Here is a 14701-nt window from a genome sequence, read left to right on the forward strand (position 1 = left end):
CGTCACCGTTCACCGCCCCGCCGTGGTCGCAGCGCGCCGTCGACGGTTCCGGCCTCGCGGCGGGCCGACAGCCACGCCAGCCTGGTGAAGCGGCGCCGGAAGGCGTCGTCGGTCAGGCCGAACCGCCCGTACGCCTCGACCAGCTCGACCGCGCCCGCCTTCACCGTCCACAGCGCCCGGTAGCCGGGGAGCGCGGCGCGGATGCGGGAGAAGTCGACCCGGTAGGAGCGCGGGTCGGCCCCGTTCTCCCCGGTGATCACGACCTCGGAGCCGGGCACCGCCTCCGCGACCTCGACGGCGATCTCCGCCACCGTCACGTTGTTCTCCTCGGTGCCGACGTTGAACGCCTTCGCGTGGACGGCGTCGCGCGGCGCGTCCAACGCCATCGCGAAGGCGTTCGCGATGTCGGCGGCGTGCACCAGCGGGCGCCACGGGGTGCCGTCGGACAGCACCCTGACCTCACCGGACAGCAGCGCGTGCCCGACGAGGTTGTTCAGCACGATGTCCGCGCGCAGCCTGGGCGAGAACCCGAACGCGGTGGCGTTGCGCAGGAACACCGGGCTGAAGTCGTCGTCGGCCAGCGTGAGCAGGTCGTTCTCCACCCGGACCTTGGAGTCGGCGTACGGGGTGACCGGGCGCAGCGGCGCGTCCTCGTCGACCAGGTCCGAGCCGGAGGCTCCGTAGACCGAGCAGGTGGACGCGTACAGGAACCTGCGCACGCCCGCGTCGCGGGCCAGCCTCGCCAGGCGCACGGCCGCGCGGTGGTTGATGTCGTAGGTCAGCTCGGGCGCGAGCGCGCCCAGCGGGTCGTTGGAGAGCGCGGCGAGGTGCACCACCGCGTCGATCCCCGCCAGGGCCTCGGGGGTGACGTCCCGCAGGTCGACCGCGTGTCCCGGCGGGTCGTCGGGCGCGGGACCCAGCAGGCATCCGGCGAAGAGCCCGGAGTCGAGCCCGGTCACCTCGTGGCCCGCGGCGGCGAGCACCGGGGCCATCACACTCCCCAGGTAGCCCTGGTGCCCGGTCAGCAGCACGCGCATCCGGTTCAGCCTCCAGCAAGGTCGAAGGTCAGCTTGTTGACGTGGAACGCCTCGGCGTAGCGGGCGTGGCACTCGATCCCGCGGATGCGGGCCAGTCCCAGGAACGCCTCGCGGTCGAACCAGGAACGGTGGCGCTGCGAGGGGTAGTGGCGGTGGAGCAGGCCCACCTTCGCCTCGGCGATCTCCGGGGTGAGCGGCTGGTAGGCCGTGGGCCGCCCCAGGTCCCCGTCCCACTTGGCGATCTCGTAGCCGAGCACCTGGTGGTCGCGGAAGGCCGTGGGCACCAGCTTGGCCAGGCCCCGGTGGTCCTGGTGGGCGTCGGCGGGGTTCGGCGCGAACAGCAGGTCGGGGTCGGTGCGCGCCCGCAGCTCCTCCACCGCCGCCTTCGCCTCCTCCCAGTGCGCGGGCAGCCGCCCGTCGGGAAGCTTGAGCACGGTGAGCCGCAGGTCGGCGCCGGGGCAGAACGCGTCGAGCGCGGCGCGTTCCTCGTCCTCGCGCTCGGTCCCGCCGCCGGAGAGCACCAGGGCGTCCACCTGGACGCCGGGGTGCGCGGAGCAGAGGGTGAGCAGGCTGCCGCCCGCCCCGATCGCCAGGTCGTCGCAGTGCGCGGCGAGCAGCGCGATCCGGCCCGTCCTGGCCGCTCTGAACCGGATCACGTGACCGTCACCGCCGCGGGCCCGCCTTCGAGCACCGCCGCCGGCTCGTACCCCGGTGCCTGCCCGAGCACCGGCGCGGACTCACGCTCCGGGGCCGTGACGGGTGCGGGTGCGGGATCGCGCTCCGAGGCCGTCACGGGTCCGGGTACGGGCTCGCGCTCCCACAGCGCCCAGGGGCGGTCGCCGCGCGAGTACGCCTCGTCGAGGGCCACCCGCTCCTTGACCGTGTCCGTGGGCCGCCAGTAGCCGCGGTGCGGGTAGGCGAGCAGCCTGCCGCGCTTGGCCAGCTCCGCGCAGCCGTCCGCGACCAGGTCGCCGCCCTCCGGGATGTGGTCGAAGATCTCCTGGCGGAGCACGAAGTATCCGCCGTTCACCCAGAGCGGCATCTCGCTCACCGGCGTGATCCCGCCGACCGTGCCGCGCTCTCCCAGCTCGATGCAGTGGAAGGTGTCGGCGGGCGGCACCACCATCATCGACGCGCCCGCGCCCGACCGGGCGAAGCGGTCGACGATCTCCGGCAGCGGCGCGTCGGTGAGCACGTCGGCGTAGTTGGCGAGGAACATCTCCTCGCCGTCCAGATGGTCGCGGACCCGGCGCAGCCGCTCGCCGATCGGGGAGGCGATCCCGGTCTGCACGAACGAGATCGACCACTCGGAGATGTCGGTGGACAGCAGCTCGACCCTGCCCGCGCGCAGGACGAAGTCGTTGGACGTCGTCTCCTGGTAGTTCAGGAAGAAGTCCTTGATGTGGTGCGCGCCGTACCCCAGGCAGAGGATGAACTCCGTGTGCCCGAAGTGCGCGTAGTAGCGCATCACATGCCAGATGAGCGGCCGTGGCCCCACGAGCTGCATGGGCTTGGGCACGTCACCGGGAGTGCCGGTGCGCATCCTGGTGCCGTATCCGCCGCAGAAGAGGACGACCTTCACGGATTCACCTCGACGATCTCCAGATTGGGGATGGGGAAGACCAGCCGGCCTCCCCAGGCGTGCACGAAGGACAGCTGGTCGACGAGTTCGTCGCGGAGGTTCCACGGCAGGACCAGCACGTAGTCGGGCCGCTCCTCGGCGAGCCTCTCCGGCGGCAGGATCGGTACGCGCGTGCCGGGGGTGAACCTGCCGTGCTTGTACGGGTTGCGGTCGACGGTGAAGGGAAGCAGGTCGGGCCGGATGCCGCAGTGGTTGAGCAGGGTGTTGCCCTTGCCCGGCGCTCCGTAGCCCGCGACGGTCCTGCCCTCGCGGGCGGCGTCGAGGAGGAAGCCCAGCAGGTCCCGCCGCACCCGCGCCACCCGCTCGCCGAACTCGGCGTACCCGGACAGCTCGTGCAGACCGGCGGCCTTCTCCGCCGCGAGCAGCGCGGCCACCCGCTCGCTCGGCCCGTCCGGCGACCCGTTCCGCTCGCCCGACCCGTTCTGCCCGCCCCGCCCGTCCTGTCCGCCCCGCCCGGCTTGTCCGCTCAGCCCTCCCCTGCCGCCCGGCTCTCCCTGGACGCCCGGCTCTCCCCGGATACCCGGCTCCGTCCAGGCGCCCGGCTCCCGCTGCGCGTCCACGGCCTCCACCGGTCTCGCCCACAGCCGGATCGAGCCCCCGTGCGTGGGCAGCGACTCGACGTCCACGAGAGCGAGCCCGCCGGCGGCGAGTGCGCGCTGGGCGGAGGCGACCGTGTAGTACTGGAAGTGCTCGTGGTAGATCGTGTCGTACTGGTTACGCTCCATCAGGGTGAGCAGGTGCTGGACCTCGATGGAGACCCAGCCGTCGTCGGCCACGAGGGCGCGCAACCCCCGGGTGAAGCCGACGATGTCCGGGATGTGGGCGTAGACGTTGTTGGCGACCACCAGGTCGGCGGGACCGTGCTCCGCGCGCACCGAGGCGCCGGTCTCCGGGCCGAGGAACGCCGTGACGGTCGGCACCCCGGCGTCCCTGGCGGCCTGGCCGACGTTCTCCGACGGTTCGACGCCCAGGCAGCGGATGCCCCGCTCGACGACGTGCCGCAGCAGGTATCCGTCGTTGCTCGCCACCTCGACCACGAACGACCCGGCCCCCAGCCCGAGCCGCTCGGCCGCCCCGCGCACGAACTCCCGCGCGTGCTCCACCCACGAGGTGGAGTACGAGGAGAAGTAGGCGTACTCGGTGAAGGTCTCCTCCGGGGTGATCATCGGTGGGATCTGCGCCAGCCAGCAGGCGGTGCAGACCCGCAGGTGCAGCGGGTAGGTGACCTCGGGCTCCTCCAGCTGCGGCGCGGTGAGGAACCGCTCGCAGGGCGGTGTCGCCCCGAGGTCGACGACGCTGGCCAGGCTCGTCGAGCCGCACAGCCTGCAGGTTGTCATGAATGCGCTCCCCTACCGCGTGACGCGGTCCGACGGTTCTCCGACTGGGTCCTTCTTCTCGCGCCCGACGACCGGGTCCCGGCCGACCGGGTCCCCGTCGGCCAGGTCCCGCCCGGCGGGGTCCCGCCCGGCCCCTTCCGTGCCCGGCCCTCGACACGGACGCCCCCGCTGGCCCGCCGCGAGCACACGGGACTTCCTCAGCGCCTCTTTCCAGTGCCGCATCGGCGGCAGGCCCGCCCTGGGCCAGCCGTCGTGCCCCAGCACGCTGTACGCGGGCCGGGGCGCGGGACGCGTGAGGTCCTTGGAGGGGATCTCCTTCACCCGGCCGGGATCGGCGCCGAGCAGCGTGAAGACCTCCCTGGCCAGGTCGTACCAGCTCGTGTGGCCCGAGTTGGTGGCGTGGTAGACGCCGGGCGGCGCGTCGCTCACCGCCAGGTCGACGATCCTCGCCGCGAGGTCACCGGCCCAGGTGGGCTGGCCGAACTGGTCGCCGACGACCTCGGGGGCCATTCCCTCGCCCTCCAGGCGCATCATCGTGCGGACGAAGTTGTGGCCGGTCGCGGCGTACAGCCAGGCCGTGCGCACCACGTAGCCGCCGTGCGGCAGCACCTCGAGCACGGCGCGCTCGCCCGCGAGCTTGGTCCTGCCGTACGCGTTGACCGGGCAGGGCCGCGCGTCCTCGGGGTAGGGGTCCAGCGCGGTGCCGTCGAAGACGTAGTCGCTGGAGGGCTGGATCATCCGCGCGCCGACGCGCCCGCACGCCTCGGCGAGTGAGCCCACCGCGGTGCCGTTGACCGCGAGCGCCTCGTCCTCCCGCGTCTCCGCCTCGTCGACGGCGTTCCACGCGGCGCAGTTGACCACGACGTCGGGTCTGCAGGCCGCGATCAGGTGGCGTACGGCGGACGTGTCACAGAGGTCCAGCTCGTGCCTGCCGAACGCGAGGAAGGGCTGTTCCTCGGCACGCAGACGGGCCTCCAGCTCGGTCCCGAGCATGCCGGAGGCACCGATGATCATCCAGCGGGTCATCCGGCCGTCCCTCCTCGCCGTCCGCCCACCGCACCGGCCATCCCCGCCGGACCGGCCGAACCCATCGGCCCCACCGGGGCCGTCGAACCGGCCGCGCCCCCCGGACCCGCCGCACCGGGCGCATCCGCGCCGCCCGATGCCGGGCCGGCGCCCGCCGCCTCCGCGGCGGCCTCCCACCAGCCGGGGTTCTCCCGGTACCAGCGGACCGTCTCCGCCAGGCCGCGCTCGAACGGCACGGACGGCCGGTAGCCGAGCGCGCGAAGCCTGGAGTCGTCCAGGGAGTAGCGGCGGTCGTGCCCCTTGCGGTCGGGGACGCGCTCGACCATGTCCCATCCGGCGCCGCAGGCCTCAAGGAGCCGGGCGACGAGCTCGACGTTGCTCAGCTCCGCCGTACCGGCGATGTGGTAGACCTCGCCGGGTTCGCCGCGCTCGGCGACGACGCGGATGCCCGCGCAGTGGTCGTCGACGTGGACCCAGTCGCGGACGTTGCCGCCGTCGCCGTAGAGCGGGACCCCGCGTCCCCGCAGCAGGCGGGTGACGAAGAGCGGGATCAGCTTCTCCGGATACTGGCGGGGGCCGTAGTTGTTGCCGCAGCGCGTGATGGAGACCGGCAGGCCGTGGGTGATCGCGTACGCCTGGGCGATCATGTCTCCGCTCGCCTTCGCCGCGGAGTAGGGCGAGCGCGGGCCGAGCCGCGCGCCCTCGTCCCAGGAGCCCTCGTCGATCGACCCGTACACCTCGTCGGTCGAGACCTGCACCACCCTCGGGGTGCCCGCCTCCAGGCAGGCCTGCATCAGCGCCTGCGTACCGAGGACGTTGGTCCTCACGAAGTCGGCGGCGCCGTCGATCGACCGGTCGACGTGGGACTCGGCGGCGAAGTTGACGACGAGGTCGTGGCCGGGAACGAGCCCCGCCAGGAGTTCGGTGTCGCAGACGTCGCCGTGCACGAAGTCGTGGGGCGTCCCCTCCAGGTTGGCCCGGTTTCCCGCGTAGGTGAGCTTGTCGAGGACCGTCACGGCGGCCCCGCTCGCGGCGAGCAGCCGGGCGAAGTGGGAGCCGATGAATCCGGCTCCCCCGGTGACCAGGACCTTCGACGGGGTGCTCGACGCAGTGTTCGACGGGGCGGAGGTCGTCCCGCTGTCGGCTGTTGTCATGAACTGATCTGGACCTTGCTGTGATCGCCCAGCACGAGACGGTGGGCTCTGGGGGTGGTGGGGGCGGGGGTGACCTCGACGTCGTGGCCGATGAGGGACGCCTCGATGCGCGAGACCCCGACGATCGAGGACCTGGGCAGGACGATCGAGTACTCGATCTCGCTCGCGCTGATCGCGCAGTCCGCCGCGATCGAGGTGAAGGGGCCGATGTAGCTGTCGCGGATCCGGGCTCCCGGGCCGATGATCGCGGGTCCGACGACGCGGGACCGCTCGATCGTGGCGCCCTCCTCGACGACCACCCGGCCGATCAGCTGGCTCGCCTCGTCGACCAGGCCGTCCAGGCGTGGCCGCAGGGACTCCAGTACCAGCCGGTTCACCTCCAGCATGTCGGTGACGTTCCCGGTGTCCTTCCAGTAGCCGGAGATGACGGAGGACTCGACCCGCCGCCCGTCGGCGATCAGCCAGTGCAGGGCGTCGGTGATCTCCAGCTCTCCCCGCCACGACGGCTTGAGCTCGGCCACCGCCTCGTGGATCGCGGCGGTGAACAGGTAGACGCCGACCAGTGCGAGGTCGCTCTTGGGTACGGGAGGCTTCTCCTCCAGACCGATCACCCGGCCGGCGGCGTCGAGCTCGGCGACCCCGAACTGCCGGGGATCTCCGACCTTGGTGAGCATGATGTGGGCCGCGGGCCGCTCGCGGGCGAAGCGCTCGACGACGTCGTCGATGCCGCCGACGATGAAGTTGTCGCCGAGATACATGACGAAGTCGTCGTCGCCGAGGTAGTCGCGGGCGACGAGCACCGCGTGGGCCAGGCCCAGCGGTGCCCGCTGCCGGACGTAGGTGACCTCCAGGCCGAACGCGCGGCCGTCGCCGACGGCCGCCTCGATCTCGGCGTGCGTGTCGCCGACGACGATCCCGATCTCGCGGATGCCCGCGGCGGCGATCGCCTCCAGCCCGTAGAAGAGCACGGGCTTGTTGGCGACGGGGACGAGTTGCTTGGCGGAGGTGTGGGTGATCGGCCGCAGCCGGGTACCCGACCCTCCGGCGAGCACGAGTGCTTTCACTAGTAGGCCCCTTCTCCGCCGGTCACGGCGCCCCAGGTCTTCCAGAGGATCTGCAGGTCCAGGAAGAGCGACCAGTTCTCGACGTAGCGGAGGTCCAGGCGGACCGACTCCTCCCAGGTCAGGTCGGAGCGCCCGCTGACCTGCCACAGGCCGGTCATGCCCGGGCTCACGACGAGGCGGCGGCGTACGTCGGCGCCGTACTGCCTGACCTCGTCGGGCAGCGGAGGGCGCGGGCCGACGAGGGACATCTCGCCGCGCAGCACGTTGAGCAGCTGGGGCAGTTCGTCGAGGGAGTATCGGCGCAGGAAGGCACCCACGCGGGTGATCCTTGGATCGTTCCTAATCTTGAACAGGACGCCGTCGAACTCGTTCTCGCGCTCCAGGTCGATCTTGAGCTGCTCCGCGTCGACCACCATCGTGCGAAATTTCACGACCTGGAACTCTGTGCCCCCCTTACCGACCCTGACCTGGCGGAAGAGGGCGGGCCCCGGGCTGGTCGCGCGGATCAGCGCGGCGATCACCAGCATGGGCACCCCCAGCACCAGGAGGGCGAGACCCGCCCCCGCCCGGTCGAACAGGCTCTTCGCCAGCCGCCGGGCGCCGCGGAAGTCGGGGTGCTCGACATGCAGCAGCGGCATGCCCGCGACCGGGCTGATGCTGATGCGCGGGCCGGCCACGTCCATCAGCGCGGGGGCCACGAACAGGTCGGTGCGGGCGTCCTCCAGCCCCCAGGCGAGCCTGCGCAGCGCGGCGCCGTCCAATTCCGGACAGGCCAAAACCGCGACGGCGTCGGCGTTGACCTCGGCCACCACCGTGGGCACGTCGGAGAAGTTGCCGAGGACCGGAACCCCGTCGATCTCCACCAGGTCGGGGCCCGCGGGCAGGCACGCGGCGACGACGGTCATACCGTGGTGCGGCTGCCTGCGCAGTTGCATCACCAGGTCGAGCACCGACTCCCGATGGCCGACGGCGACCACATGACGCATGTAGTCGCCGCGCGAGCGTCTGTGGTGCAACCGCTTACGCATCCGGTAGCGGAAGAAAAGCGTGAGAGTGAAAGCGAGCGGGAACATCGCCATGACAAAACTTCGGGCGATCGGAGTTTGCGTGACATACGCACCGATCGCGACCGCCGCCGTCAGACCGGCGGCACCATTGAAAACCGCTCGGAATTCGTCCGTACCCTCACCGTGCGTACGTCGGCGATAGGCGCCTCCGGACGCCAGGGCGAGCGGCCAGATCAGGGCGAGACCCAGCCCGAGCAGGGCCTCCTCCACCGGGATGAAGGCGCCGAACCACAGCCGAACGCCCAGAACGGTCTCACAGGCGATGACAGAGCACGCGATATCCCCGGCGAGGAGGATGCGGACATAGGATCGCGTCCAGATGCTCGGAGCGGTGCGTGCGGGACCTTTGAGAAGCCCGACGACGAGCTCCTCAGTTTCCACTCTCATATCACCCCATCCCACCCGAGATGCCCGAGGCAGCCAAATAAGGCGCCGCACATCTCATTCAATGGCTGACAGCATCCCCTAATGCATCAGGAGCGTGGATACCCTAGGAAATCCTAGTGATCACCATTGATTAGGGGAATACCGACTACTGTCCACTATTGGACGAAATGCGACAGAGATGGCATCTTGACGGAACGATCCAAACGTGTAAGTTTGGCCGCCGCATTTGGTGGCAATGCGGGAATCAGTCGTATTCAAAATCCGGGAGAGCAGAAGGTGGTTCTGGACTGCGCCATACGACGACATAATCGTCGGGCGCGGACTCCACCGCCGCGCCGAGCCGGTCGAGGTCGAAATCCGGGAGATATCGAAGACGGGCGAGGAAGGTCGCGTCGGTCGCCGAGTGGGGCACCACACACCCCTGACCTTGTCGATCGAGAAGGATGTACAGGATGTCCGAGTCTTCTGAGCCGTCCGGGTCCGTATCGCCCACTATCCGCACCTCGACGACGTCCTCCCACGCGAGGGCGTCAACGCTGCCGTCCTCGTAGTGACGGGCCACGCCTTCTTCGGTGACATACACGTAGGAGTCCGGCACTGAGTTGCCGTGCATGGGCGCGATTGTGACGACTTCGGGGCTCCGCGTGCAATAGAGCCATGCAAGTCGGTCCCTAATGATCGCCCCAGCCGTGGTCGAGATGCGCCGCGACCGCCTCCCTGGCGGCCTCCCGAGACCCCCCGCCGATCGCGTCGAGCAGATTCCGGTGCTCGGCGACCAGCACGTGCCGGTCGGAGTAGACGACGCGCAGCCTGACCAGGCCCAGCCTGGTCTCGGCGGCCAGCATGCCGTAGAGCCGCTCCAGCCGAGGGCTGCCCACCGCGACGACCAGCGCCTGGTGCAGGGCCATGTGCTCGGCCACCATCTCCGACCAGGGAGCGTCGGCGGGCAGCGCGGCCATCCGCGCCAGCGCGGCGTCGGCCTCCCCGACCCGCCGCCCCGCCAGTGAGGTGGCCGTCAGCTCCTCCAGCGGGCGCCGGACGAACATCAGGTCGTCCAGGTCCGCCACGGTCACCTCGGCCACCTGGGCACTGCGGTGCCGTTCGCGTCTGAGCAGCCCCTCGTGCACGAGCACGGCGAGTGCCTCGCGGACGGTCGGGCGGGCCACCCCGTACAGGGCCGAGAGCTCCTGCTCCGGCAGCGTGGTACCCGGGGCGATCTCGCCGGACAGCACCCGCCGGCGCAGAGCGTCGGCGAGCGCGCCGACGGCGGAGACAGGATGGATCGGGAGAGTCACGCCGACGACCCTATTGCCGTGACCCGTGAGTGTGCTTCGGTAAGCGCACTCACAGGCGGCTTCCGGCTTGCGCCGGAGCGTTCCCCCGGCTTCCGGGGCGGACACGCTCCGGCAGGGAGACCGCGGCCAGGCTGGCGCCGACCAGGACGAGCCCGGCGACCGAGGTGGGCGTGAGCCGCTCACCGAGCACGACGACCCCGAGCAGGGCCGCCACCGCCGGCTCCGCCAGGGCGAGAGTGGCGGCGGTCGCGACCGGGGTCGTGCGCAGCCCCCTCCCGTACAGGAAATAGGCCAGCGCGGTGGTGGCGCAGCCCAGGTAGAGGGCGACGAGCAGGCCGTGCGGCTCGGCGAGCCAGCCGGTGCCCCTCCACAGCAGGACGGGCACCATGACGACGGCGGCCCCGCCGAACATCAGCCCCATCACCGCGTCGGAGGGCGCGCCCGCTCCGATCGCCCGCGCCGCGGTGACCGCGTAGAAGGCGTACAGCAGGCCGCCGAGCAGCGCGAGCAGGACGCCGTCGGCCCGCACCTCGCCTCCCCCGCCGGTGAGCACGGCGCAACCGGCGATCGCCACCGCGGTCGCCCCCGCCCAGCGGCGGCCGGGCCGCACCCGGCCGAACAGCCAGGACAGCAGCCCGGTGAAGACGGGACCGCTGCCGATGGCGACCACGGTGCCCACCGCCACCCCGGTCCTGCTGACCGCGGCGAAGTAACACAGCTGGTACGCCGCCACGGCCACCGCCGCCGCCACGAGCGCGCCGGGGCGTGCCGTGGGGCCGCGCCCCGGACCTCCGTCGTCCCCCCGCCCTCCGGAGGGACCCGCTGAGGAGCCCCCGGAGGGACCTGCGGAGAAGCCCCCGGAGAAGCCTCCGGGGGAGAGCAGGAGCCGCGCGGCGGGAGCGGTGGCGGCCGCGAGGACCAGGCCGCCGATCACCAGGCGGGCGGCGGCGAGGGAAACGGGATCGACCCCGGCGACGAGCAGGCCCGCGGTTCCCGCCGTCCCCCAGAGTACGGCGGCTCCGATCACGGCGATTTTCATAGGGTGATTGTAGGCATATTGTCTGACAACCAGACAATAGTATTTCGACCTGGGCGGGGAGTCCGGGAACGCAACAAGGTGAGGGTGAGGAGCCCGACGGGCGATGACCAGCGAAGACACGCCCGTCACCCTGTTTTCACGGGTTCGCGCGCGGGTAGTTCGGCGGGGTGAGATCTCCCAGAGACAGTGCCGACCCCTCGGCTCAGGGGGCAGGGCCGATGACGACCAGAGGCGCCGCCCACGAGACGGGCGACCGCACGGGCGTGCCCGCCGCCACCCGCCGGGGGCGACGATGACCACGGTGTCCAGGGGGACGTTCCGCCACGGGCCGGCCACGGAGGTCCGGTCCATGCTCGGCGGCGCCACGCCGCACCCGCTGGACGGCGTGAAGATCACCACTTCGGCCGAGGCGATGGACGCGATCGCCGAGGCCCTCGACCTGCCGGGCACCTTCGGGCACAACCTCGACGCGCTCTACGACGTGCTGACCGACCTGTCGTGGCTGCCGCCGGGCGAGCACGCGCTGATCTGGTCGGAGCCGTCGACGCTCCGGGCGGAGGACCGCCCGGCCTACGACGCGATTCTCACCGTTCTCTCCGAGGCCGTCGCCGACGGCACGACGGGAGAGTCCTTCTTGTCCGTCCTGATCCTGACCGACTGAGCCGTCGCCACGCAGTGGGCGCAGAAGGCGCCCTGCCTGCCCTCGGGACAGCTGCAGTGCCAGCGGAGGGCCTCGTCGACGAGCCGGAAGTCGACGCACGCGGCGCCGTCGTCCACCTCGGCGGTCACCCGCGGCGGTCCGAACCTGACCAGTTGCACCGCTCCCGCCCTCGCCAGCTCGCCGCCACGGGCCAGCGCCGCCAGGTCGGCGCGCTCGGCCTCGGTTTCGATCAGGTCCGCGATCTTCCGCATCGTCGACCCCCTCCTGTTCGATCATCTCGGAGGCACTCATGAGGGACTCGTGATTCCGGACCGCCCATGAGGTGCTCGTGGTTCTGGGGCAAAGTAACGTGATAAATCATCTCAACGTGACTCGCGTGCACGCCTGGTCCCAAGTGACCCACATTGCTATGTTTGGCCATTGTTAACCACGCATCTCAAGGTGTGCGAGGTATTATGGCCAGCCGAAAATACTCAATCAGGGTAAAGATTTTCGCCTTACTCTTGGTACCTATTATATCCCTTGTAGTGATTTGGGTATTTGCGGCCAACCTCACGGTGCAGGACGGGCAGGAGCTACTCAAGATCCGTAGTGGTTACGAGCACGTGGTCGTACCCACCAGGAAGGTGACCACCGCGCTCCAGCACGAGCGGATGCTCTCGCTCTCCGTCCTGGGAGACGTCGGCGTCCCGCGCTCGCACCTGGACGCCCAGCGCCTGCGGACGAACGGCGCCCGAGCCGAGCTGGAACGACTCACCGCCGAAGTCCGTCCCGACCTCACCCCCGCCACCTGGGACCGCCTGAGCCGGCTTCTGGCCGCGCTGAACCGGCTCCCCGAGATCCGCAGAGGGGTCGACGCCCGCACCGAGCCCCGGTTGCGGGTCCTCGACGCCTACAGCGGGATCATCGAGGCCGCCTTCGACACCTACGAGAAGATCCGGATATCCGCTGACATGGAACTGACCGACCAGACGCGGGCCCTCGTCATGGTCGGGCGGAGCCGGGAGATGCTCAGCCAGCAGGCCGCGCTGATATCGGGGGCCGCCGTCGAGGGGACCATGAGCCCCGGGGAACGCGCGAGGTTCGGTCAGCTGGTCACCGGCCGCAGGCTCCTCTACTCCATGGGCTTCGACCAGCTCGACCCGGAGTTCCAGTCGCTCTACACCCGGCTGCGCGACCCCTCCGACCACTCCTCGTTCGAGAGGATCGAGGACGCCGTCGTCGCGTCGGCCGTGCCCGAACCCGCCTGGGCCGGGATCGCCGGACGGCTCTCCGACGACTTCGACAGGCGCGCCGGGGACGTCGGCACGCGCATCAGCGAGCGGACGGCGCCCCTCGCCAGGGACATCATGGTCCGGATCGGCCTCGCCGCAGGGCTCGGCCTGGTCGCGGTCGGGCTGTCCGTCTTCGTCTCGGTACGGTTCGGCCGGAGGCTCGCCGGTGAGCTCGTCGGCCTCCAGCAGGCGGCGCTCGACCTCGCGGGCAAGCGGCTGCCGGACGTGGTCCAGCGGCTCCGGCGGGGCGAGGAGGTCTCCTCGGAGACTCCCGAGATCAAGACGGACGGCACCGCCGAGGTCGCCGAGGTCGCCAGGGCGTTCTCCTCCGTACAGCGGACCGCGGTCGAGGCCGCCGTCGGTCAGGCCCGGATGCGCAAGGGCGTCAACAAGGTCTTCGTGAACCTCGCCAGGCGCAGCCAGTCCCTGCTGTACCGGCAGTTGACCATGCTGGAGGGCATGCAGCGGCGGACCGACGACCCGGCGGCCCTTGAGGACCTTTTCCGCCTGGATCACCTCACCACCCGCATGCGCCGCCACTCCGAGGGCCTGCTCATCCTGTCCGGTGCCGCCCCGGGACGGGGATGGCGGGACCCGGTCACGATCTACGACGTGGTCCGCGCCGCGGTCGAGGAGGTCGAGGACTACCCGCGCGTGACGATCGGCGTCCCGCACGGCCCTTCCGTGGTCGGCGCGGTCGCCACCGACGTGATCCACCTCCTCGCCGAACTGGTCGAGAACGCCGCGATGTTCTCTCCCCCGAACACCTCCGTACGCGTCCACGGCGACACGGTCGCGAAGGGCTACGCCATCGAGGTCGAGGACAGAGGGCTCGGCATCTCCCCCGAGGAGACCGCCCGGCTCAACACGCTACTGGCCGACCCGCCCGAGTTCGACCTGGCGGACAGCGACCGGCTCGGCCTGTTCGTCGTCGCGCAACTCGCCGTCCGGCACGACATCCGCGTCTTCCTGCGGCCCTCCCCCTTCGGCGGCACCACGGCGATCGTGCTGCTCCCCGGAGAGCTGGTGGTCGAGCCGGCCGATCCCCGGTTCATCCACTCGGTCGAGGTCGAACGGTTACCGTTACCCCCGGGCGACGAACTGCCCAGACGGGTGCGCCAGACCGTACCCGCGGAACGCCCCTCCCAGGGGAACTCCATCGCGGGAACCCGGGAGGCCGACGGGGGTGCCGTCCCGAGCGGCGTGTCCGGAGCGCTCCCCGACGGATGGCCGCACGGCGGGAAGTCCGGGCAGGAGGATGGACCGTGACACAGGAGCGCCCGGACGACCGGGAGCACGGCCCGATCATCCGCCCCTACACGATGACCCGCGGCCGGACCAGGGTCGCGGGAGCCCATTTCGACCTCATGTCCGTGGTGGTGGCGGTCGACCCCCACCGGGGACCGCGGCCCCCGGCCGGACGCGGTGACCTGGCGAACGGCGTGATGGCGGTCGGCGACCCCCGTCAAGGGCTGCAGCCCGAGCATCTGGCGATCCTGGACGCCTGCCGCGCGCCGACCCCCGTCGTCGAGCTGGCCGCGCGGACCGCCCTCGCCGTCGGGGTGCTCCGGGTGCTCCTCGGCGACCTGCGCGAGAACGGCCTGATCGCCGTACGGCCCCCGGCACCCCCGTCCGCGATCCCCCGCGAGAACCTGCTTCGCGACCTCCTCGCCGGTCTCAGAAGCCTCTGAACCACCGTCTCGTCACCGATCGAGGGG

Annotated in this window: 15 protein-coding genes; 3 read left to right on the plus strand and 12 right to left on the minus strand. The window is 71.2% G+C overall.

Features of this window, described 5'->3' with window-relative positions; genetic code table 11:
- Positions 1-2: 2 nt before the first annotated feature.
- From ACFY3D_RS04425 to ACFY3D_RS04475, 11 genes are all read right to left on the minus strand, one after another.
- Complete coding sequence (locus ACFY3D_RS04425; RefSeq protein ID WP_389974793.1) at positions 3-1037, minus strand: NAD-dependent epimerase/dehydratase family protein; 1035 nt, start codon at positions 1035-1037, stop codon at positions 3-5.
- Between the two features lie 5 nt (positions 1038-1042).
- Positions 1043-1693, minus strand: coding sequence for a PIG-L deacetylase family protein (locus ACFY3D_RS04430; RefSeq protein WP_389974796.1), 651 nt, complete (start codon positions 1691-1693; stop codon positions 1043-1045).
- Positions 1690-2619, minus strand: a complete 930-nt coding sequence (locus ACFY3D_RS04435) for a sugar phosphate nucleotidyltransferase (protein ID WP_389974799.1) — start codon at positions 2617-2619, stop codon at positions 1690-1692. The genes ACFY3D_RS04430 and ACFY3D_RS04435 overlap by 4 nt, the downstream gene beginning before the upstream one ends.
- Positions 2616-4016 carry a methyltransferase domain-containing protein gene (locus ACFY3D_RS04440; RefSeq protein WP_389974802.1) on the minus strand — a complete coding sequence of 467 codons (1401 nt, stop codon included), beginning with the start codon at positions 4014-4016 and terminating at the stop codon, positions 2616-2618. Before ACFY3D_RS04440 ends, ACFY3D_RS04435 begins: the two co-directional genes overlap by 4 nt.
- A 12-nt stretch (positions 4017-4028) precedes the next feature.
- Positions 4029-5042: a dTDP-4-dehydrorhamnose reductase gene (gene rfbD / locus ACFY3D_RS04445; protein ID WP_389974805.1), complete on the minus strand. Its 1014-nt coding sequence runs from the start codon at positions 5040-5042 to the stop codon at positions 4029-4031.
- Positions 5039-6196 (minus strand): dTDP-glucose 4,6-dehydratase, encoded by a 1158-nt coding sequence (rfbB, locus tag ACFY3D_RS04450; RefSeq protein WP_389974808.1) that lies wholly within the window; start codon positions 6194-6196, stop codon positions 5039-5041. Before rfbB ends, rfbD begins: the two co-directional genes overlap by 4 nt.
- A complete protein-coding gene (locus ACFY3D_RS04455) occupies positions 6193-7260 on the minus strand; it encodes a glucose-1-phosphate thymidylyltransferase (RefSeq protein WP_389974812.1) in 1068 nt (355 codons plus the stop codon). The genes rfbB and ACFY3D_RS04455 overlap by 4 nt, the downstream gene beginning before the upstream one ends.
- The gene (locus ACFY3D_RS04460; RefSeq protein ID WP_389974815.1) at positions 7260-8714 is read right to left on the minus strand and encodes a sugar transferase; all 1455 of its coding nucleotides are present in this window, start codon (positions 8712-8714) and stop codon (positions 7260-7262) included. Before ACFY3D_RS04460 ends, ACFY3D_RS04455 begins: the two co-directional genes overlap by 1 nt.
- A gap of 244 nt (positions 8715-8958) precedes the next feature.
- Positions 8959-9327, minus strand: coding sequence for a hypothetical protein (locus ACFY3D_RS04465; RefSeq protein ID WP_389974818.1), 369 nt, complete (start codon positions 9325-9327; stop codon positions 8959-8961).
- A gap of 58 nt (positions 9328-9385) precedes the next feature.
- Positions 9386-10009, minus strand: a complete 624-nt coding sequence (locus tag ACFY3D_RS04470) for a GntR family transcriptional regulator (protein ID WP_350942711.1) — start codon at positions 10007-10009, stop codon at positions 9386-9388.
- 49 nt (positions 10010-10058) lie between these two features.
- Positions 10059-11048: a DMT family transporter gene (locus ACFY3D_RS04475; protein WP_389974822.1), complete on the minus strand. Its 990-nt coding sequence runs from the start codon at positions 11046-11048 to the stop codon at positions 10059-10061.
- 292 nt (positions 11049-11340) lie between these two features.
- Between ACFY3D_RS04475 and ACFY3D_RS04480 the strand changes: the two genes are divergently transcribed.
- Positions 11341-11709 carry a barstar family protein gene (locus ACFY3D_RS04480; protein WP_362896784.1) on the plus strand — a complete coding sequence of 123 codons (369 nt, stop codon included), beginning with the start codon at positions 11341-11343 and terminating at the stop codon, positions 11707-11709.
- On the opposite strand, the gene ACFY3D_RS04485 is transcribed toward ACFY3D_RS04480, so the two are convergent.
- A complete protein-coding gene (locus ACFY3D_RS04485) occupies positions 11619-11960 on the minus strand; it encodes a hypothetical protein (protein ID WP_350942706.1) in 342 nt (113 codons plus the stop codon). The two genes, ACFY3D_RS04480 and ACFY3D_RS04485, sit on opposite strands and share 91 nt — an antisense overlap.
- A gap of 276 nt (positions 11961-12236) precedes the next feature.
- Here ACFY3D_RS04485 and ACFY3D_RS04490 point away from each other — a divergent pair, with 276 nt between their 5' ends.
- Both ACFY3D_RS04490 and ACFY3D_RS04495 read left to right on the plus strand, forming a co-directional pair.
- Complete coding sequence (locus ACFY3D_RS04490) at positions 12237-14252, plus strand: nitrate- and nitrite sensing domain-containing protein (RefSeq protein ID WP_389974825.1); 2016 nt, start codon at positions 12237-12239, stop codon at positions 14250-14252.
- Entirely contained in the window at positions 14249-14674 is a 426-nt protein-coding gene (locus ACFY3D_RS04495; protein ID WP_389974828.1) for a DUF742 domain-containing protein, read from the plus strand. Before ACFY3D_RS04490 ends, ACFY3D_RS04495 begins: the two co-directional genes overlap by 4 nt.
- Positions 14675-14701 lie beyond the last annotated feature (27 nt).

This window comes from Streptosporangium sp. NPDC000509 (assembly GCF_042898365.1).
Lineage (GTDB): Bacteria > Actinomycetota > Actinomycetes > Streptosporangiales > Streptosporangiaceae > Streptosporangium.